The sequence below is a fragment of the Stenotrophomonas maltophilia genome (assembly GCF_001274595.1).
Taxonomy (GTDB): Bacteria; Pseudomonadota; Gammaproteobacteria; order Xanthomonadales; family Xanthomonadaceae; genus Stenotrophomonas; species Stenotrophomonas forensis.
In genome coordinates, this window is sequence record NZ_CP011010.1 from 760046 (window position 1) to 778297 (window position 18252).

14 protein-coding genes, 1 tRNA gene and 1 riboswitch are annotated in these 18252 nt (G+C 67.2%); of the genes, 10 read left to right on the forward strand and 5 right to left on the reverse strand.

What is annotated here, in order from left to right; all coding sequences use genetic code 11:
• The first annotated feature begins 115 nt into the window (after window positions 1–115).
• A complete protein-coding gene (locus VN11_RS03345; RefSeq protein ID WP_053448810.1) occupies window positions 116–673 on the forward strand; it encodes a DUF3228 family protein in 558 nt (185 codons plus the stop codon).
• 100 nt (window positions 674–773) lie between these two features.
• Window positions 774–1409 (forward strand): energy transducer TonB, encoded by a 636-nt coding sequence (locus tag VN11_RS03350; RefSeq protein ID WP_053448811.1) that lies wholly within the window; start codon window positions 774–776, stop codon window positions 1407–1409.
• Between the two features lie 69 nt (window positions 1410–1478).
• On the opposite strand, the gene VN11_RS03355 is transcribed toward VN11_RS03350, so the two are convergent.
• Complete coding sequence (locus VN11_RS03355) at window positions 1479–1964, reverse strand: hypothetical protein (RefSeq protein ID WP_053448812.1); 486 nt, start codon at window positions 1962–1964, stop codon at window positions 1479–1481.
• Window positions 1964–2437 (reverse strand): Cys-tRNA(Pro) deacylase, encoded by a 474-nt coding sequence (gene ybaK, locus VN11_RS03360; protein ID WP_053448813.1) that lies wholly within the window; start codon window positions 2435–2437, stop codon window positions 1964–1966. Before ybaK ends, VN11_RS03355 begins: the two co-directional genes overlap by 1 nt.
• A gap of 33 nt (window positions 2438–2470) precedes the next feature.
• Here ybaK and VN11_RS03365 point away from each other — a divergent pair, with 33 nt between their 5' ends.
• Window positions 2471–3157: an energy transducer TonB gene (locus VN11_RS03365; RefSeq protein WP_187299797.1), complete on the forward strand. Its 687-nt coding sequence runs from the start codon at window positions 2471–2473 to the stop codon at window positions 3155–3157.
• A gap of 90 nt (window positions 3158–3247) precedes the next feature.
• Here VN11_RS03365 and ahcY read toward each other — a convergent pair whose 3' ends face one another.
• A complete protein-coding gene (ahcY, locus tag VN11_RS03370) occupies window positions 3248–4693 on the reverse strand; it encodes an adenosylhomocysteinase (RefSeq protein ID WP_004154241.1) in 1446 nt (481 codons plus the stop codon).
• Between the two features lie 36 nt (window positions 4694–4729).
• Window positions 4730–4813, reverse strand: a riboswitch (S-adenosyl-L-homocysteine riboswitch).
• 120 nt (window positions 4814–4933) lie between these two features.
• On the opposite strand from ahcY, the gene VN11_RS03375 reads away from it, so the two are divergent.
• The 5 genes from VN11_RS03375 to VN11_RS03395 all read left to right on the forward strand — a co-directional run bounded on the left by VN11_RS03375 (window position 4934) and on the right by VN11_RS03395 (window position 13403).
• Window positions 4934–7456 carry a S9 family peptidase gene (locus VN11_RS03375; protein WP_053448815.1) on the forward strand — a complete coding sequence of 841 codons (2523 nt, stop codon included), beginning with the start codon at window positions 4934–4936 and terminating at the stop codon, window positions 7454–7456.
• Between the two features lie 307 nt (window positions 7457–7763).
• Window positions 7764–10475 (forward strand): phosphoenolpyruvate carboxylase, encoded by a 2712-nt coding sequence (gene ppc / locus VN11_RS03380; RefSeq protein WP_053448816.1) that lies wholly within the window; start codon window positions 7764–7766, stop codon window positions 10473–10475.
• 83 nt (window positions 10476–10558) lie between these two features.
• Window positions 10559–10630: transfer RNA gene (locus tag VN11_RS03385), tRNA-Lys, on the forward strand.
• Window positions 10631–10649: 19 nt separating this feature from the next.
• Window positions 10650–12935 (forward strand): hypothetical protein, encoded by a 2286-nt coding sequence (locus tag VN11_RS03390; protein WP_053448817.1) that lies wholly within the window; start codon window positions 10650–10652, stop codon window positions 12933–12935.
• Window positions 12936–13403: a hypothetical protein gene (locus tag VN11_RS03395; protein ID WP_148564928.1), complete on the forward strand. Its 468-nt coding sequence runs from the start codon at window positions 12936–12938 to the stop codon at window positions 13401–13403.
• Between the two features lie 30 nt (window positions 13404–13433).
• On the opposite strand, the gene VN11_RS03400 is transcribed toward VN11_RS03395, so the two are convergent.
• Window positions 13434–13940: an acyl-CoA thioesterase gene (locus VN11_RS03400; protein ID WP_053448819.1), complete on the reverse strand. Its 507-nt coding sequence runs from the start codon at window positions 13938–13940 to the stop codon at window positions 13434–13436.
• Between the two features lie 140 nt (window positions 13941–14080).
• Window positions 14081–15292 carry a methionine adenosyltransferase gene (gene metK, locus VN11_RS03405; RefSeq protein ID WP_004154246.1) on the reverse strand — a complete coding sequence of 404 codons (1212 nt, stop codon included), beginning with the start codon at window positions 15290–15292 and terminating at the stop codon, window positions 14081–14083.
• A gap of 325 nt (window positions 15293–15617) precedes the next feature.
• Between metK and VN11_RS03410 the strand changes: the two genes are divergently transcribed.
• Window positions 15618–17333 (forward strand): lysophospholipid acyltransferase family protein, encoded by a 1716-nt coding sequence (locus VN11_RS03410; protein WP_053448820.1) that lies wholly within the window; start codon window positions 15618–15620, stop codon window positions 17331–17333.
• Window positions 17330–18130 (forward strand): UDP-2,3-diacylglucosamine diphosphatase, encoded by an 801-nt coding sequence (locus tag VN11_RS03415; protein WP_053448821.1) that lies wholly within the window; start codon window positions 17330–17332, stop codon window positions 18128–18130. Before VN11_RS03410 ends, VN11_RS03415 begins: the two co-directional genes overlap by 4 nt.
• Window positions 18131–18252: the final 122 nt, after the last annotated feature.

Below are 18252 nucleotides of genomic sequence, written 5' to 3' on the forward strand. Positions count from 1 at the left end.
GGGTCCTGCGCAGGGTGCGGCAAACCTGCATCGGATGCCAGTGAGCATCGGCATCCGCCCCTGCCGCCTGCAGGGCGGTTACCCTGTGCGGCAGAACTCCTGATCACATCGCGCCATGTCCATCGTCCTCACCGAATTTGCCCGTCCCCGCCTGTTCCCGCGTGTGCCGCGCGGCAACACCATCCAGGATTGCACCGCCGAGCAGTTCGAGGCGCACCTCAATGCGCACGCACCGCTGAAGGTGCTCGACGGTTATGCGCCGTTCTGCAAGCTGTTTGTCTACGAGAACTGGACCAGCACGCGTTGCCTGACGGTGCCGGTGACCGAGGCCAACCGCCACCAGCTGCGCAGCGGCTACGAAGCGCGCAACCGTGATGAGCTGCCGGTGCTGGTGCGTTGGTTCGAAGGCGTGGAGTCGCCGCGCGCGAACTATCTGGTAGTGATCCTGTACAGCGCCGAGCAGCTGGCCAAGGAAGGTTCGCCGATCGAGGCCGACTGGGGCATCGTCGGCTGCATCTACACCGCCGAGCCGGAAGAGGTGCCGATGGCGCCGATCACCATGATGCGCAATGCGCTGGGCGTGGAGGAGGGCGGTTCCGGCGTGCCGCTGGACCGGGAGGCCTACCAGCGCTCGGTGGCGTTCTGGGAGAGCAACGCCAACTGGCGGCCGTAGCCGTCGCGGGTCAGATCCTCGAACCGCGGGGCGCTGACCCGATCACCCGCTGCCATGCGCCAGGTATGATCGGGCCAGACGAACGCACGGAGGGCGGGGCATGGCTGTCTGGACAAGGATGATCCCGGTGTTGCTGGCAGGCATCTTGCCCGCCGCCACGGCGTTGGCGGCGAAGCCCTCTGCTGACACTGCGTGTGCGCCATTGGCCACGGTTTCCGGACTTCGCGATGCGAGCGTGACTGCATTGTCGATGCAGCCCCGGGACGGACGCTGCGTGGTCGAGGTGACGGCGAGCGACGGCAAGGGGCTGCTTCGGCAGCAGCAGATGCTGGAGGTACTGGCGCAGCATGCCTGCGCAGCGCCTGCGGAGGTGACGGCCGACAACCTGCGTCCATCACTGCTGCTGCGCACACCGAAGCGATGTGCTGCGCGCCGCAGCCAGGACCTGTTCGCCGGCGAAGGTGTTCCCTGGTTGCAGCCGCGCGGAAAGCTGCCGCGTTATCCGCGCGAAGCGATGGATCAGGGGCTTTCCGGGCGCAGCCTGCTCAAGGCTCTGGTCGATGCGAACGGCGCAGTGGCTGCGGTGATCGTGGAGACTTCCAGTGGCCATGCGGTACTGGACGAGGCGGCGGTGGAAGAGCTGCGTGGTTGGCATTTCTTGCGCGGCGATGCCCAAAGCACGGTGCCGGCGCTGACCATTGTGCGCGTGCCGATGCGGTATGAGCTTGTGGAGTGACCGCCATCCACGCATGGCGTGGATCTACTGGACCGCGGTAGAGCCACGCCATGCGTGGCTGCGTCCCTGTCAGATGGCTTTCCACTCCCACCAGGGGTAATGGTATTCGCGGTCGATCGCCTGCCAGTGCTGGCCGCACTGCATGCAGGCAACGGTGTGGCAGTCGCCCCATCCATCCTCGGCGTCCTGCACCGAGAGCAGCTGCATCTGCCCCTGTTCAAGCAGGCGACGGGGATCGAAGAACGGATAGCCGGGATTGAGCGCGCACAGGCAGCCCTGGCGTGCCTGCCAGTAGCGCAGCCGCTGCAGGGCCGCCTTCAGGTGCGCCTGGTTGCTGATCAGCATGCCGCCCAGTGCGATGCCCTGGCAGCATTTTTCAATCAGGTCCGTGTGCACCGCCAGCGCCTCCAGCGACGACGCGCTGAACAGCCGTGCGACCGTGCGTGCCGCGTCGGTGATGCGTGCACCGTCGCGTGACAGCAGGTCCTGCAGCAGTACATCGGCCTGTGGATCTTCAAGCCGGGGTGATGGTGCGGCGGACCACGGCCAGCGCATCAGCGTGCCTTGCCGATCGCCGCGTAGTGGCCGGCGGTCAGGCGCAGCAGGTCGCCGGGCGCCAGTTCCACTTCCAGGCCACGCCGCCCGGCGCTGACATGCAGCATGGGCAGCACTTCGGCGCTGGCATCCAGGAAGGTGCGCAGGCGCTTCTTCTGCCCGAGCGGGCTGATGCCACCGACCAGGTAGCCGGTCGCGCGCTGTGCGGAATCGGCGGCGGCCATCTCGCACTTCTTGCAGCCGGCCGCTTCGGCCAGCGCCTTCAGGTCCAGCTGGCCGGCCACGGGCACGATTGCTACCAGCAGTTCGTGGGTTTCAGTGCTGGCCAGCAGGGTCTTGAACACCTGGGCCGGGTCGAGGCCGAGCTTGTCGACGGCTTCGCCGCCATACGATTCGGCGTGAGCGTCGTGCACATAGCTGCGCACGGTGTGGGCGATCTTCTCGCGCTTGAGCAGGTTGATGGCCGGGGTCATGGAGGCATCGTAGCGCGGGGCGGAGGCGTTGCCTTGACCGAGGCTATTGCGGGTGGAGCATCCATGCATGGCGTGGCAGACTCGGGTCAACAGAACGCAGCACAGGGGAGTGGAGTGGCCTATCAGCGGATGATTGCGGCGGGTCTGCTTGCCGGAATGATGGTGGTCGCTGGTCCGGCCCTGGCCAGTGAGGACCGCTGTACACGCGGGCAGGCCGTGCGGGACTTGATCGATGCGGGCATGGTGTCGATGGCATCGCATCGAAAGGGCGACCAATGCCGTTTCACCGGGGTCGGGTCGGATATCCGCGCAACGTGGCGGCAGGCGCTGTTCCTCGCCGCGCTGGCGGGCAACTGTCGCGGCATTGCCATGGAAGTGGATCCGAAGCAGGACACCCGCATGGGCATCCGCATACCCGAGCGCTGCCTGGTCGATACCGACCCGCCGGATGCGCCGCCGGTGGGATGGTGGCCGCTGTCATCGCCTGCCCCAAGGTATCCGCAGGAGGCGTACAAGCAGGGTCTGAAAGGCACGACCGTGGTGCTGGTGGTGATCAACCGCGAAGGCCGGGTCACCGGCAGGATCATCGCCGAGTCCAGTGGCCATCCCACGCTGGATGCGGCAGCCGTCGACGCGGCATCGGCCTGGACGTTTACCAGCAAGCGAGGCGACCCGCCCGACATCAGCCTGGCCAGGATTCCGGTCAACTTCGACTTCTGAGGGGCAAACGCAGAACGGGCGCCCGAAGGCGCCCGTTCCGTGTGTTGCATGCACCGGGTGCGCCGGCCGTGGGCCGGCACACCACAGGCATCAGTAGCGGTAGTGGTCCGGCTTGAACGGGCCTTCCACCGGCACGCCGATGTAGTCGGCCTGTTCCTGGCTCAGGGTGGTCAGCTTCACGCCGATCTTTTCCAGGTGCAGGCGCGCCACTTCCTCGTCCAGCTTCTTCGGCAGCAGGTAGACCTTCTTCTCGTAGCTGTCCTTGTTCGCCCACAGGTCGATCTGTGCCAGGGTCTGGTTGGCGAAGCTGTTGGACATCACGAAGCTCGGGTGGCCGGTGGCGCAACCCAGGTTCACCAGGCGGCCTTCGGCCAGCAGGAAGATCGCGTTGCCGTTCGGGAAGATGTACTTGTCCACCTGCGGCTTGATGTTGACGTGCTTGATGCCGGCGAACGACACCAGCGCATCGACCTGGATCTCGTTGTCGAAGTGGCCGATGTTGCAGACGATGGCCTGGTCCTTCATCGCGCTCAGGTGCTCGATGCGGATGATGTCCTTGTTGCCGGTGGTGGTGACGTACAGGTCGGCACGGCCCAGGGTCGATTCGATGGTGTTGACTTCATAGCCTTCCATCGCCGCCTGCAGGGCGCAGATCGGGTCGATCTCGGTGACGATCACGCGCGCGCCATAGGCACGCAGCGACGCGGCGCAGCCCTTGCCGACGTCGCCGTAGCCGCAGACCACGGCGACCTTGCCGGCCAGCATCACATCCATCGCGCGCTTCAGGCCATCGGCCAGCGACTCGCGGCAGCCGTACAGGTTGTCGAACTTGCTCTTGGTGACCGAGTCGTTGACGTTGATCGCCGGGATCAGCAGGGTGCCGGCCTGGGCCAGCTGGTACAGGCGATGCACGCCGGTGGTGGTCTCTTCGGAGACGCCCTTCCAGTCCTTGACCACGCGACCCCAGTAACCCGGGCGCTCCTTGGCCACGCGCTTGAGCAGGTTCTTGATGACCTGTTCTTCGTGCGAGGAGGACGCGGTGTTGACCCAGTCGCTGCCGTTTTCCAGCTCGTAGCCCTTGTGGATCAGCAGGGTCACGTCACCGCCGTCGTCGACCACCAGCTCCGGGCCGGTCAGGGTGCCGTCGGCCAGGGTGAAGGTCAGCGCGTCCAGGGTGCAGTCCCAGTACTCTTCCAGGGTTTCGCCCTTCCAGGCGAACACCGGGGTGCCGGTGGCGGCGATGGCGGCAGCGGCGTGGTCCTGGGTCGAGAAGATGTTGCACGAGGCCCAGCGCACGTCGGCGCCGATGTCCTTCAGGGTCTCGATCAGCACCGCGGTCTGGATGGTCATGTGCAGCGAGCCGGTCACGCGCACGCCCTTCAGCGGCAGCTCGGCCTGGTACTTGCGGCGGATCGACATCAGGCCCGGCATCTCGTGCTCGGCGATGTCCAGTTCCTTGCGGCCCCAGTCGGCCAGCGTGATGTCGCGGATCTTGTAATCACCTTCGGTGGAGAAGGTCTTGGCAACAGCGTTCATTCGTGTGCTCCGGTTGTGGGCGAGCGGGTGCTCGCATCTGGCCGGGCGCCGTTGTTGCATAGCCACCTTACCGAGCCTGGCCGGGCCTCGTGGGATCCGGTCGCAGCGCCCCTCGGCAGGGGAGAACCCCCATTATATCGCGGCCCCGTCATGACACAGGGATGACCCAACCATCGGCAGATGGGCAGGCATGCACGGCCTGTTAAGGTCGGTGTTTTCACGCATCACACAGGTGGAACGATGAGCATGCACACGCGCCGCGCACGGCGCTGGACCGGCCTGGTCCTGTCGATGGGACTGCTGGCAGTGGCCCCGCTGGCCTTCTCGGCCACCCCGCAGCCGGCTGCGGCGCAGGCGCAGGCGCAGGGCGTCACGGCGTACGAACTGCCCTCGGCCGCGCTGCAGGCGGTGGTCGACGCGCCGCGCGCGCCCTCGCTGTTCCTGTCGCCGCGCCGCGACGTGGCCGCACTGATGCAGATGCCTTCGCTGCCCTCGATCCAGGTGGTGGCGCAGCCGGAACTGAAGCTGGCCGGCCAGCGTATCAACCCGCGCACGTTCTCCGACAGCCGCTTCAGCTTTGGCCAGAAGCTGTGGCTGATGAACGTGGCCGACGGCAAGGAACGGCCGATCAGCGGCCTGCCGGGCACGCTGTCGATCGCCAGTCTGATGTGGTCGCCGGACCAGAAGTGGCTGGCTTTCAACCAGGTGGACGCCGCCAGCGGCGCCAATGAACTGTGGCTGGTGGATGTGGCCGGCGGCAGCGCCCGCCGCCTGGTCGCCGGCCTGAACACGGTGATGGGCAGTGGCTACCAGTGGCTGCCGGACAGCCGTGGGCTGGTGGTGTTCACCCGCCCGGCCAACCTGGGCGCCGCCCCCGCCGCCGACGGCATCCCGACCGGCCCGGCCGTGCAGCAGACCAGCCAGGGCGGCGGCGTCGTCTCGATCCGTACCTACCAGGACCTGCTGAAGAACGAAGCCGACGCGCGCCAGTTCGACTACTACGCCACCACCCAGCCGGTGGAAGTCAGCCTCGACGGCAACACCCGCCCGATCGGCGCGGCCGGCATCTTCATGGGCTTCTCGGTTTCGCCGGATGGCCGCTACGTGCTGCGCCAGCCGGTGCAGCGCCCGTACTCGTACGTGGTGCCGGTGGACAGCTTCCCGCGCCGCATCGAAGTGATCGACCGTGCCAGCGGCAAGCTGGTGCACACCGTGGCGGTGCGCCCGCTGGTGGAAGGCCTGCCGACCGGCAACGATGCAGAGGTGACCGGCGTGCGTGACATCCGCTGGCGCGGTGATGCCGATGCCACCCTGGTGTGGGCGGAGGCGCAGGACGGCGGCGACCCGAACAGGGAGGCCAAGGTGCGCGATGCGGTGCTGATGCAGGCCGCACCGTTCGACAAACCGCCGGTGACCCTGGCCCAGCTCGGCAGCCGCCTGGCCGGCATCAGCTGGGGCCGTGGCGACCTGGCCCTGCTGACCGAATCGTGGTGGAAGACCCGCAAAACCAAGACCTGGCTGATCGCCCCGGACAACGCCGGTGCCGAGCCGCGCCTGCTGTGGGATCGCGACGCGCAGGACCGCTACGCCGATCCGGGCCGGCCGCTGATGTCCAGCGACGACCGCGGCCGCTCGCTGCTGCAGACCAGCACCGATGGCAGCAGCCTGTACCTGGCCGGTGCCGGTGCCTCGCCGGAAGGCGACCGCCCGTTTGTTGATCGCTTCGACATCGCCACGGGCAAGGCGACGCGCCTGTTCCACTCGCAGGCACCGAGCTATTCGTTGCCGGTTGCGCTGCTGGACGAACAGGGCAGTTCGCTGCTGCTGAGCCGTGAAAACCCGGACGAGCCGGCCAACTTCTACGTGCAGTCGCTGGCCGACGCCGGCGCCGCGCCGCGCGCGCTGACCCACTTTGCCCATCCGCTGCCGCAGCTGAAGGGCGTGCAGAAGGAGCAGATCCGCTACAAGCGCAAGGACGGCGTCGATCTGACCGCGACCCTGCTGCTGCCGCCGGGCTACGACCCGAAGCGCGACGGCCCGCGCCCGCTGCTGATGTGGGCCTACCCGGGCGAGTTCAAGAGCGCAGCCGCGGCCAGCCAGGTCACCGATTCGCCGTACCGTTTCAACGCGATCAGCTACTGGGGCCCGCAGGCGTTCCTGGCCAAGGGCTACGTGGTGCTGGCCAGCCCGTCGATGCCGATCATCGGCGAGGGCGACAAGGAACCCAACGACACCTACATCGAACAGCTGGTGGCCAATGCGCAGGCCGCGGTGGATGAAGTGGTGCGGCGTGGCGTGACCGACCGCGAGCACATCGCCATCGGTGGCCATTCCTACGGTGCGTTCATGACCGCCAACCTGCTGGCGCACACCCGCCTGTTCAAGGCCGGCATCGCGCGCAGCGGCGCCTACAACCGCACGCTGACGCCGTTCGGCTTCCAGGCCGAGGAGCGCAACTACTGGCAGGCGCAGGACGTCTACCAGAAGATGGCGCCGTTCAACTACGCCGACAGGATCAAGGATCCGATCCTCTTCATCCACGGCGTCGACGACAACAACTCCGGCACGTTCCCGATCCAGAGCGAGCGCATGTTCGCCGCGGTGAAGGGCCTGGGTGGCAGCGCGCGGCTGGTGATGCTGCCGAACGAATCGCATGCCTACCGCGCACGCGAATCGATCATGACCATGCTGGCTGAAAGCGAGCGCTGGCTGGAGCAGACCATCGGCCCGGCCGAGCAGGGCAAGGCGAAGAAGAAGCGCTGACGCGCATGACGGCGGCCCCCGCAACGGGGGCCGCTGTGACGCGACGGGGTAGAGCCGACTGGGTAGAGTCGACTGTTAGTCGACTATCGCGCGCAGCGCGGGCTTTCGAAGACCTGACAGGAGAGCAGTCGACTAACAGTCGACTCTACCCAGTCGGTGTTTCCCGCACGGTGGTTCCAGCCGGTGTTTCCCCTCCGGTCACATCAGGCGATGCATGCAGATGAAACCATTTTTGCATCGCAGCACGATGCCCGTTCTGGTTTAGGCTTGGGGTCTGGATCCGTTGACCGAGGCCTGTGCGTCGCCGATGAACGAGTACCGCAGCAGCATCGAGTTCGCTTCTCCCGATCTTCCGCTTCGCGATGACGTGCGCCGGCTGGGTGCGCTGGTCGGCGACCTGCTGGTGGAACAGGTGTCCGCCGCTTTCCTCGACGATGTGGAAGACGTGCGCACCCGCGCCATCGCCCGCCGCGAGAACCAGGCGCCGCTGTCGGAGCTGGCCGATGGCCTGGCCGGGCGCTCGCCGCAGCAGGCCGAGACCATGGTGCGGGCCTTCAGCACCTACTTCCAGGTGGTCAACATCGCCGAGCGCGTGCATCGCATCCGCCGCCGGCGTGACTACCAGCGGGCCGGCACTGCCGCGCCGCAGCCCGATGGCCTGCAGGACGCGCTGCAGCACCTGAAGGCGCAGGGCGTGGGCCTGGACGAGCTGGCGCAGTGGCTGCCGCGCATCGACATCGAGCCGGTGTTCACCGCGCATCCCACCGAAGCCGTGCGCCGCGCGCTGCTGGAGAAAGAGCAGCTGATGGTGGCCAGCCTGGTCGACAATCTCGACGGCCAGCGCACGCCGGGTGAAGCCGCGGCCGATGCCGCGCGCTTCCGCATGGCGCTGACCGCGTCGTGGCAGACCACCGATTCCTCGCCGGTGCGGCCCACTGTCGATGACGAGCGCGAGCACGTCGGCTTCTACCTGGTGCAGGTGCTGTACCGGGTCATCCCGGTGCTGTACGAATCGCTGCAGCAGGCGCTGCGTGATACCTACGGCGAAGAACTGCCGCTGCCGCGCCTGCTGCGCTTCGGCACCTGGGTGGGCGGCGACATGGATGGCAATCCGAACGTGGATGCCAGCACCATCCGCAACACGCTGGATGCGCAGCGCCAGGCGGTACTGGGGCGCTACCAGAAGGAACTGTTGCAGCTGGCCAGCCTGCTCAGCCAGTCCACCGAGCGGGTGGGGGTCAGCGATGCATTGCAGGCGCGCGTGGCGCACTACCAGCAGCTGCTGCCGCAGGTACAGTCACGGCCGCGCCATGCCGACATGCCGTACCGCCTGCTCAACGACCGCATGCGCGCGCGCCTGCAGGCCACGCTGGACGACGGCGAGGGCGCCTATGCCGGCCCCGACGAACTGATCGACGACCTGCAGCTGATCCTCGACAGCCTGCGCGCCAACCGCGGCGAGCATGCCGGTGGCTTTGCCGTGCAGCGCCTGCTGTGGCGGGTCAAGACCTTCGGCTTCCATCTGGCACGGCTGGACGTGCGCCAGGAGTCGAGCGTGCATGCGCGCGCGCTGGCGGCGGTGCTGGGCGGCGAAACTGCTTGGGACGACCTGGACGCAGTGGGCCGCGCGCGCCTGCTGGCGCCGCATGCCAGTGGTGAAGCCGCGCTGCCGAAGAGTGACGACGAGGGCAACCAGCGCCTGGATGCGGTATTCGCCGCACTGGCCGATGCGCGCGCGCGCCATGGCGGCGATGCGCTGGGCAGCTACATCATCTCGATGGCGCATGACCGCAGTGACGTGCTGGCGGTGCTCGCATTGGCGCGCCGTGGCGGGCTGGTGGAAGAGGGCGGTTCGGTGCCGCTGGACATCGCCCCCCTGTTCGAGACCGTGGATGACCTCAAGCGCGGCACCGCGACCCTGCGCGACCTGCTGGCCGACCCGATCTATCGCGCACACCTGCAAGCACGCGACGACGTGCAGATGGTGATGCTGGGCTATTCGGACAGCAGCAAGGACGGTGGCATCGCCGCCTCGCGCTGGGGCCTGCAACGTGCGCAGGTGGAACTGCTGGAGGTGGCGGCCGAGGCCGGCATCCGCCTGACCTTCTTCCATGGGCGTGGTGGCTCGATCAGCCGCGGTGGCGGCAAGACCACGCACGCGGTGGATGCCTCGCCGCGTGGCAGCATCGATGGTCGCCTGCGGGTGACCGAGCAGGGCGAAGTGATCCACCGCAAGTACGGCATCCGTGCGCTGGCCCTGCGTTCGCTGGAGCAGGCTACCGGCGCGGTGCTGCGCGCCAGCCTGCGGCCACGCGCACCTGAGCCGCGCGAGGACGACTGGCGGCCGGTGATGGACGCGGTATCTGCAGCCAGCAGCGGGGTGTATCGCGCCTTCGTCGGCCAATCCGGCTTCATGGACTACTTCCGCACCGCCACGCCGATCGATGTGATCGAGCGCATGACGCTGGGCTCGCGGCCATCGCGCCGGTTGGGCCAGGACGCCGCGCTGGGCAACCTGCGTGCGATTCCGTGGGTGTTCGCCTGGAGCCAGGCGCGTGCGGTCATTCCTGGCTGGTACGGCGTGGGTAGCGGCCTGCAGGCCGCGGTCGATGCCGGCCACGAGCAGACCCTGCGCGCGATGGCTCGCGACTGGCCGTTCTTCCGCACCTTCCTGGATGACATCGCGATGGTGCTGTCCAAGGGCGATATCACCATCGCCGAGCAGTTCTCGAAGCTGTCCGGTGAGCTGCACGGCCGTTTCTTCCCGCAGGTGCAACGCGAACTGGAACTCACCCGGCACTGGCTGCTGGCGTTGATGGAGCAGCGGACGTTGCTCGACCACGATGCGCGGTTGGCGCTGTCGATCCGCCTGCGCAATCCCTACGTCGATCCGATCAGCGTGCTGCAGGTGGACCTGCTGCAGCGCTGGCGGGCCAGCGGGCGTGAGGATGACGACCTGCTGCGCGCGCTGGTGGCGTGCGTGAACGGTGTTTCGCAGGGTGTGCAGAACACGGGGTGATCCACTTTCCTGGGGAGAGGAATCCCCGTCTGCCCTTCATCGCTTGCCCTGCGGTCTACGATTGGGCAGCATGCGGGCTCTACTCCGGGGTAGTTCAGTGGTAGAACACCTGGCTCTTAACCGGGTGGGCGCTGGTTCGATTCCAGCCCCCGGACCACACGGATTCCAGCAGCGATGGCCAAGGACGACGAACGCGATGCTCCGCCTACGATAGGGAGCGGCTACATTGGCGCCCAGATGACGCGGGCTTTGCGCGCGTTGCAGGAGGCTGCCAATCGAGAGCAGCGCCAGTCCGCACAGGCACGTGTCGATCGCTGGAGCCGGCTGCTCGACGGCAAGGCGCTTGACCTGCTGCAGCACGGCTCACGAACGCCCATCGAGGGGGCGCCCGCATGGGCAACGCCGGAAGTGGTTACCGGCGGCTTCGCCACCGGTGCGCTGTTGGCCGGTGGGCCCCTGCTGGATTGGGAAAGGCACCTTGCGGCCCAGGTGCTGGACACGGGCACCGGCAATGAGCGGCAGCGCCTGAACGCATGGTGCCTGGGCGATGAGGGCATGGCCTGGCTGCACGCGCGGTTGCAGCAGGGCGACTATCGCGTCGGCGTACCGGAAGAGTCGGCGCTGCTCACCGTGGCCTGGCTCCTGCAGCAGGGGGCGCATGCGCAGGTGGAAGCTATTCTGGCCGCCATCGTCGGCTGGTTCCCGAGCCTTCGCTTCTATCCGGAGCCGGTACCGTTGGCGGCCGGGACTGAAAAGCTGCCGGCCGGGGGAGACTTCACCCTCTTCGTGGAGACCGCCGGCGCCGTCGTTGCGCAGTTGCAGCGGCGTACGAGTTCGGCACGGGTGAAGACGCAGCATCACGTGCTGATGCAATGGCGCCCGTTGTACGCGACCGCTGTCGGATTGCTCCTGCAGACCTGGCGCGATGGCCAGCCCTGCATGCAGTTCCCGCAGGACTGGTTGCCGGATGCGAAGCAGGCCGTGGCCACGTTCCGCACGTTGCGCAGGCAATCACCCGCGCGCAAGGCGAGCCGGCATCGTGATGTTGAACTGCTGGAGTACCTGGCGTTGTGCGTAGATGGTGTGGTGCTGACGCCACACCAGAGGTCACGCGTGGGCCAGATCGTGAACGATCACGCAGGCAAGCATGGTGTGCCTGACTCGGACACCTACGCGGCACGCATGCGCTTCGAGCAGGAGAGTGTTGCTGCACCTCCGCATGCTGCGCTCGCACGCATCGCCGCCAATCGTCTGCGCCTGTTCCCTGCCGATGCCGGTGTCGTGGATGTTGCTTCCCTGCAGCGGGACGTGCAGCCGGATGAAGCGACTTCCCTGGTTGCGGCGGGTAGCGTTCTGCCCCGCACGCTGCGACAGCATGTGGCCCGGTGCCAGCAGGGCACCGTTGAACAGCTTATCGAAGCCGGCCTGGTTCCTTCGCTCGAGTCGCTCGCGCTGCTGCTTCCGCAGCTGGGTGCGCGGGTTGCCGAGCGCGGCTTCACCGATCCGGCGCATGGTCGTCTCTATGCCGCCTGCCGGACCGCTTTCGATGCACGTCGTTCACTGTTGCTGTTGAACCTGCAGTCGCAGGTGCGCATGGCGGAGTTGCCATGGGCTGCTGGACTGGAAAGCGAACGGCAGCGCGGGACGCCTGCCGCCCAGCGGATGCTGGGCGACGTCGTGGCGCTTGCCTTGCGCCACTACCCGGAAACCCCCTTGCCAAACCCCCTGCTGCGGCAGCTGCGGAGCCTGGCGGACAGTGCTGGTGCTGATCTGCCCCTGGCGGAAGAGCTGGCCGCAGATATCTTCATGGGCGCGTTCGCCCCCGGGTTCGCGGCAGCGGCACGGCATGCCGGACGGTTCACCGCAGGCAGTCTGTACGCCCGTTACTACGGTATCGACAGCATGATGCTCGAGCGGCTTGGCGAACCGAGGCCCCGAACGGGCCGACGGTCGCAGCATCGGGTAGACGATCTGGCGGGCCTGTGCCTGGCTCGGGCAGACCTTGCGCCGGGCCAGGCAGGGCCCGCCGCGAATGGTGCAGTGATCGAACAGGTGCAGATCCTGACCACCCACAACCTGGCGGTTCTATTCGACCGTTTCCAGCTCGACGCGGTGCTGGCCGAGGAACTGCCGGACATGATCCAGCGTGGTTTTTCTGCGGTCTGTACCGACCTGCAGCAGGTTGCTCCGCATTGGCATGCATGGCTGACGGCCCGCAAGCGTGGTGCCTATGCGTGGCGGCAGATGGTGTTCTTCCTCTCGCGCCTCGATGACGCTGGCCTGGCGCAATCCATGGCGACGCTGAGGTCACTGTTCGCCGCACAACCCTCCGGTTTCCAGCGGCGTTTCGCGCCCGCGATGGACGGCCTGGTGGTGGCGTCCCAGGGCGGGCAGCCGGCGCAGGTACTGCTCGGCTGGAGTCCGCAGTCCTGGTTGCGGCCGGTGACAATGGAGCACTGAGTGGAACTCGTTCATTCCTGGCGCATTACAAAATACTGGCAGTACACGCCGGAGGGGTACCTGTCCTCCCATCCCTCTGAATGGACCGAATTCTGCGACGTGGGCAGGTTGGTTACCGTCGAGGATTACCAGATCGTGGAGAACGCCTATCTCGATGCCATCCGGCGATTCTGCGTGGCAGCTGGCGTGGATTCGCTGTGTATCCATTCACTTGAACGGCGTGAGTCACGCGACTACCACGAGGGCCAGCCGCTGGATCTGGACGGCATCGAGCGGGTGGCGCGCGATGCGCTGCGCAACGTCATCTGGTGCAAACTGGTGAGCGAGACCGCCGAAGTTCACTTCGGTTACGACTACTACATGTACCTCGTGTCGTCGGTGGATGCTGAGTCTGCGCTGTTGGAGGCCGATCCGCTGTTGAACATCCAGCGCTACCGTTCGCCCTATCTGCGGGAGGAAGAGGAGTAGCGGCGTGCAGTGACCACCGCTGCCACTCGATCACTCTTCAGGCGAAGGCGGGTTCGACGCCAGCAGTTCCAGATGGCGCTGTTCCATTTCCTGGCGCAGCTGGCGGCGGATCTGCGCGGCGGCCTGGCGGCGCTTCTCGTCCGATGTGGATGGCTGCAAGGTTGGCACCGGTGTAGGCCGGCCCTCTTCATCCACCGCCACCATGGTGAAGAAGCAGCTGTTGGCGTGGCGGACGCTGCGCTTGAGGATGTCTTCGGCCACCACCTTGATGCCGATCTCCATCGACGAGGTGCCGGTATGGTTCACCGAGGCCAGGAAGGTGACCAGCTCGCCCACCGCGATGGGCTGGCGGAACATCACCTGGTCCACCGACAGGGTGACCACGTAGCTGCCGGCGTAGCGGCTGGCGCAGGCGTAGGCGACCTGGTCGAGCAGGCGCAGGATCGCACCGCCGTGGACCTTGCCGGAGAAATTGGCCATCTCCGGCGACATCAGCACGGTCATGGACAGCTGGTGGGTTTTCAGTTCGGTCGACATGCGCCGGATTGTATCGGTTACCGGGTAGTGCCGGCCGCTGGCCGGCAACCACGCGATGGTTTCCAGAAGCCATGAAAAAGCCGGCCAGCGGCCGGCTCTACAGAAAGCAGAAGGGCCGCGTGAGCGGCCCTTCGTGTTTCTTACTTCAGCTTCGCATCGGCGCGCAGGGCGGCGGCGCGGTCGGTCTTCTCCCAGGAGAAGGCCGTGGCGTTGACGGTCTCGCCTTCGCCGTTGAGGTAGCTGAACTCCTTCGGCTTGCGGCCGAAGTGGCCGTAGGCGGCGGTCTGCTGGTACATCGGGTGCACCAGGTCCAGCATCTTGATGATGCCGTACGGGCGCAGGTCGAAGTGCTTGCGGATCAGCTTCTCGATCTTGTCGTCGCTGATCTTGCCGGTGCCGAAGGTGGTGACCGAAATCGAGGTCGGCTCAGCCACGCCGATGGCGTAGGAAACCTGCACTTCGCAACGGTCGGCCAGGCCGGCGGCAACCACGTTCTTGGCGACGTAGCGGGCCGCGTAGGCTGCCGAACGGTCGACCTTGGACGGGTCCTTGCCGGAGAACGCGCCACCACCGTGACGGGCCCAGCCGCCGTAGGTGTCGACGATGATCTTGCGGCCGGTCAGGCCGCAGTCGCCCACCGGGCCGCCGATCTCGAACTTGCCGGTCGGGTTGATGTGGAACTTGGTGCCCTTGTGCAGCCACTTGGCCGGCAGCACCGGCTTGATGATCTCTTCGCGGACGGCCTCGATGAGGTCCTTCTGCTTGATGCCCGGGGCGTGCTGGGTCGACAGCACCACGGCGTCGATGGCCGAGACCACGCCGTTTTCATAGCGCAGGGTGACCTGGCTCTTGGCGTCCGGGCGCAGCCACGACAGCGGCGAGTTGCGCTTCTTGCGGATCTTGGCCTGCTGCTCGACCAGGCGGTGCGACAGGTGGATCGCGGCCGGCATGTAGCTGTCGGTCTCGTTGGTGGCATAGCCGAACATCAGGCCCTGGTCGCCCGCGCCCATTTCTTCCGGCTTCTTGCGGTCCACGCCCTGGGCGATGTGCGGCGACTGCTTGCCGATCAGGTTCAGCACGCCGCAGGTGGCGCCGTCGAAGCCGACCTCGGAGCTGTCATAGCCGATGTCCGTGATGACCTTGCGGGTCAGCGCTTCCAGGTCGATCCAGGCGCTGGTGGTGATCTCACCGGCGACAATGGCAACACCGGTCTTGACCATGGTCTCGCAGGCCACGCGGGCGCGCTGGTCCTGGGTCAGGATCGCGTCCAGCACCGCATCGGAGATCTGGTCGGCAACCTTGTCCGGATGGCCTTCAGAGACCGACTCGGAGGTGAAGAGATAGCTGGACATCAGGCGGTATATCCCTTGATTCGGATGGAAAGATGGGCGCGCATGATACACGGGGTGCGCCGCCTGTGCATTGTGAACCTGTACCGGTTGGCGGTGGTTAAGTCCGCGTAGGCCCGGCAAGGGCCGTCCGGCGGGGATTGGGGCTCAGCCTCGGTGTCCAGTGTTCCACCAGCGTGACAACGGGCCGGGGGCCTGACGGCCCCGGCCGCGCTGCCCGCGACATCCGGCATGCGGTCATCGTTCTGCCCCGAAACCGCCACATGGCTGCCGCCTGCCGGGCGCAGGCTGTCGGCCAAACCGGCCGCCGGGCATGAATGGAACCGCCATGCAGGAACTCGAACAGCGCCTTCAGCAACGCTTCCCCGATTGGTTCCATGGCCGCCGTGGCCAGCTGGCGCGGCCGTTGCTGCGCAGCGTCGGCCGCTGGTCGCGGCTGGACCAGATCGAAGCCTTCCTGCAGCGCAGCGCAGGCCTGCGCGGATTCGGCTTCGTCGCCGCCGGCCTGGAATTCATCGACGGCCAGTACCAGGTGGACCCGGCCGCGCTGGCGAAGATCCCGGCCACCGGCCGCCTGCTGATCGTGGCAAACCACCCCTCCGGTGCCCTGGACGCGCTGGCCCTGCTGGATGCGGTCGGCCGCATCCGCCGCGACGTACGGATCGTAGCCAACGACCTGCTGGGCGCGATCGCGCCGCTGCAGGATCTGCTGCTGCCGGTGCGCATCCTCGGTGGCAAGGCGCAGCGTGGCAGCCTGCATGCGGTTGAAGAGGCGCTGGCCGCCGAGCAGTGCGTGATCGTGTTCCCGGCCGGCGAAGTCTCGCGGCTGTCACTGCGCGGCATCCGCGATGGTCGCTGGCAGCGCGGTTTCGTGCGCTTCGCCCGCGCTGCGGGCGCGCCAGTGCTGCCGGTGCGGGTGGAGGCGCGCAACTCGGCGCTGTTCTACGGCGCTTCGACCCTGTTCAAGCCGGCTGGCACCGCGCTGCTGGCACGCGAGATGTTCACCCGCCGTGGCCGTCCGCTGCGGCTGAGCATCGGCGAGCCGATGCAGCTGGGCAAGGCGGGCGATCCCGGGGCGCAGCTGTTGGCGGTGCGTCGCGCGCTGTATGCGCTGGGCCGCAATGGCGAGACCGGCGGGGCGGTTGCCTGCGCCGGACCCGAGCCGCTGGCATCGCCGGTGCCGCCTTCGCAGGTGGCCGCCGGCATCGCCGCGGCGACCCAGCTGGGCCAGACCGCCGATGGCAAGCAGATCCTGCTGGCGACCTGCACCGCCGATTCGCCGTTGCTGCTGGAGCTGGGCCGTCTGCGTGAACTGACCTTCCGCCAGGTGGGCGAGGGCACCGGGCGCAGCCGCGACCTGGACGACTACGATCCGCAGTACGAGCACATCGTGATCTGGGACGCCACCGCGCAGCGCATTGCCGGCGCCTACCGGATCATGCGCGGTGCGCAGGCACTGGCCCGGCACGGCCTGTCCGGCCTCTACAGCGCCTCGCTGTTCCGGTACTCCGACGATGCCATCACCCACATCGCCGAGGGCCTGGAACTGGGCCGCAGCTTCGTGGTGCCCGACTACTGGGGCAGCCGCAGCCTGGACTACCTGTGGCAGGGCATCGGTGCCTACCTGCAGTGCCGGCCGGGCATCCGCTACCTGTTCGGCGCCGTGTCGATCAGCGCCGCGCTGCCGCGTGATGCGCGCGAGCAGCTGGTGGCGTACTACCAGCGCTATTACAGCGGTACCGCCGGCCTGGCCGAGTCCAACCGGCCGTTCCAGTACTTCGCCGCGCCGCCGAGCTTCGGTGAACTGGATGCAGGCGCTGCATTCGATGTGCTGAAGGCCAACCTGGCCGCACTCGGCACCGGCGTGCCGACGCTGTACCGGCAGTACACCGATCTGTGCGAACCTGGCGGTGCGCGCTTCCTTGCCTTCGGTGTCGACCCGGATTTCAGTGACTCGATCGACGGCCTGATCGAAGTGGACCTGTGCGCGATCCGGCCCAACAAGCGCAAACGCTACCTGCGCGACGCGGGGGCGGCGGCATGAGCGCGCCGGCGAACCTGTCGCCGCACCGGCGCGCAGTGTTCGTCTCCGACGTGCACCTGGGTTCACGTCATTGCCACGCCAGCGAGCTGGCGAGGTTCCTCTCGCAGCTGCGCTGCGAACGCCTGTACCTGGTCGGCGACATCATCGATCTGTGGTGGATGGCCCATCGCCGCGCCAACTGGCGGCAGTCGCACAGCGAAGTCATCCAGGCCCTGCATGCGCTGCGCCGGGCCGGCACCGAGATCATCTACATCCCAGGCAACCACGATGCATCGCTGCGCCAGGTGTGCGGGCTGATGCTGCCGGCGATGCAGGTGCGCCGACGCGCGATCCACGTGACCGCCGACGGCCGCCGGCTGCTGGTGGCGCATGGCGACGACTACGACGGCGTGACCCATTTCGGCGGGCTGCAGGAAAAGTTCGGCGACTGGCTGTACTACCGCATCCTGACCGGCAACCAGGCGCTGAACGCCGTGCGCCGCCGGCTGGGCATGCGCTACTGGTCGCTGTCGGAGTTCCTGAAGAAGCGCAGTGGTGCGGCCGAGCGCTACATCGAGCGCTTCGTGCAGGCCGGGCTGGATGACGTGCGGCGGCGTGGCCTGGATGGCATCGTCTGCGGGCATATCCATCGTGCCGCGCTGATTGAACGCGATAGCCTGGTCTACGCCAATGATGGCGACTGGGTGGAGAGCCTGACCGCGCTGGCCGAAGACCATGACGGCGCGCTGCGCCTGCTCGACCACAACGGCCAGACCCTGGTGGAGCTGCCGGGCGCGCGCCTGTCGCAGGCGGCCTGAACCTGCTCTTGTAGAGTCGAGCTTGCTCGACTGCTCTATCCGCAGTCGAGCAAGCTCGACTCTACAGGGGCGGAACAGTCGAGCAAGCTCGACTCTACAAACGCGCGGCCATCGCGCTAGCA

Coding starts and splice junctions, on each gene's coding strand:
- VN11_RS03345 (WP_053448810.1), top strand. CDS start 116: ATGTCCATCGTCCTCACCGAATTTGCCCGTCCCCGCCTGTTCCCGCGT.
- VN11_RS03350 (WP_053448811.1), top strand. CDS start 774: ATGGCTGTCTGGACAAGGATGATCCCGGTGTTGCTGGCAGGCATCTTG.
- VN11_RS03355 (WP_053448812.1), bottom strand. CDS start 1,964: ATGCGCTGGCCGTGGTCCGCCGCACCATCACCCCGGCTTGAAGATCCA.
- ybaK (WP_053448813.1), bottom strand. CDS start 2,437: ATGACCCCGGCCATCAACCTGCTCAAGCGCGAGAAGATCGCCCACACC.
- ahcY (WP_004154241.1), bottom strand. CDS start 4,693: ATGAACGCTGTTGCCAAGACCTTCTCCACCGAAGGTGATTACAAGATC.
- VN11_RS03375 (WP_053448815.1), top strand. CDS start 4,934: ATGAGCATGCACACGCGCCGCGCACGGCGCTGGACCGGCCTGGTCCTG.
- ppc (WP_053448816.1), top strand. CDS start 7,764: ATGAACGAGTACCGCAGCAGCATCGAGTTCGCTTCTCCCGATCTTCCG.
- VN11_RS03390 (WP_053448817.1), top strand. CDS start 10,650: ATGGCCAAGGACGACGAACGCGATGCTCCGCCTACGATAGGGAGCGGC.
- VN11_RS03400 (WP_053448819.1), bottom strand. CDS start 13,940: ATGTCGACCGAACTGAAAACCCACCAGCTGTCCATGACCGTGCTGATG.
- metK (WP_004154246.1), bottom strand. CDS start 15,292: ATGTCCAGCTATCTCTTCACCTCCGAGTCGGTCTCTGAAGGCCATCCG.
- VN11_RS03410 (WP_053448820.1), top strand. CDS start 15,618: ATGCAGGAACTCGAACAGCGCCTTCAGCAACGCTTCCCCGATTGGTTC.
- VN11_RS03415 (WP_053448821.1), top strand. CDS start 17,330: ATGAGCGCGCCGGCGAACCTGTCGCCGCACCGGCGCGCAGTGTTCGTC.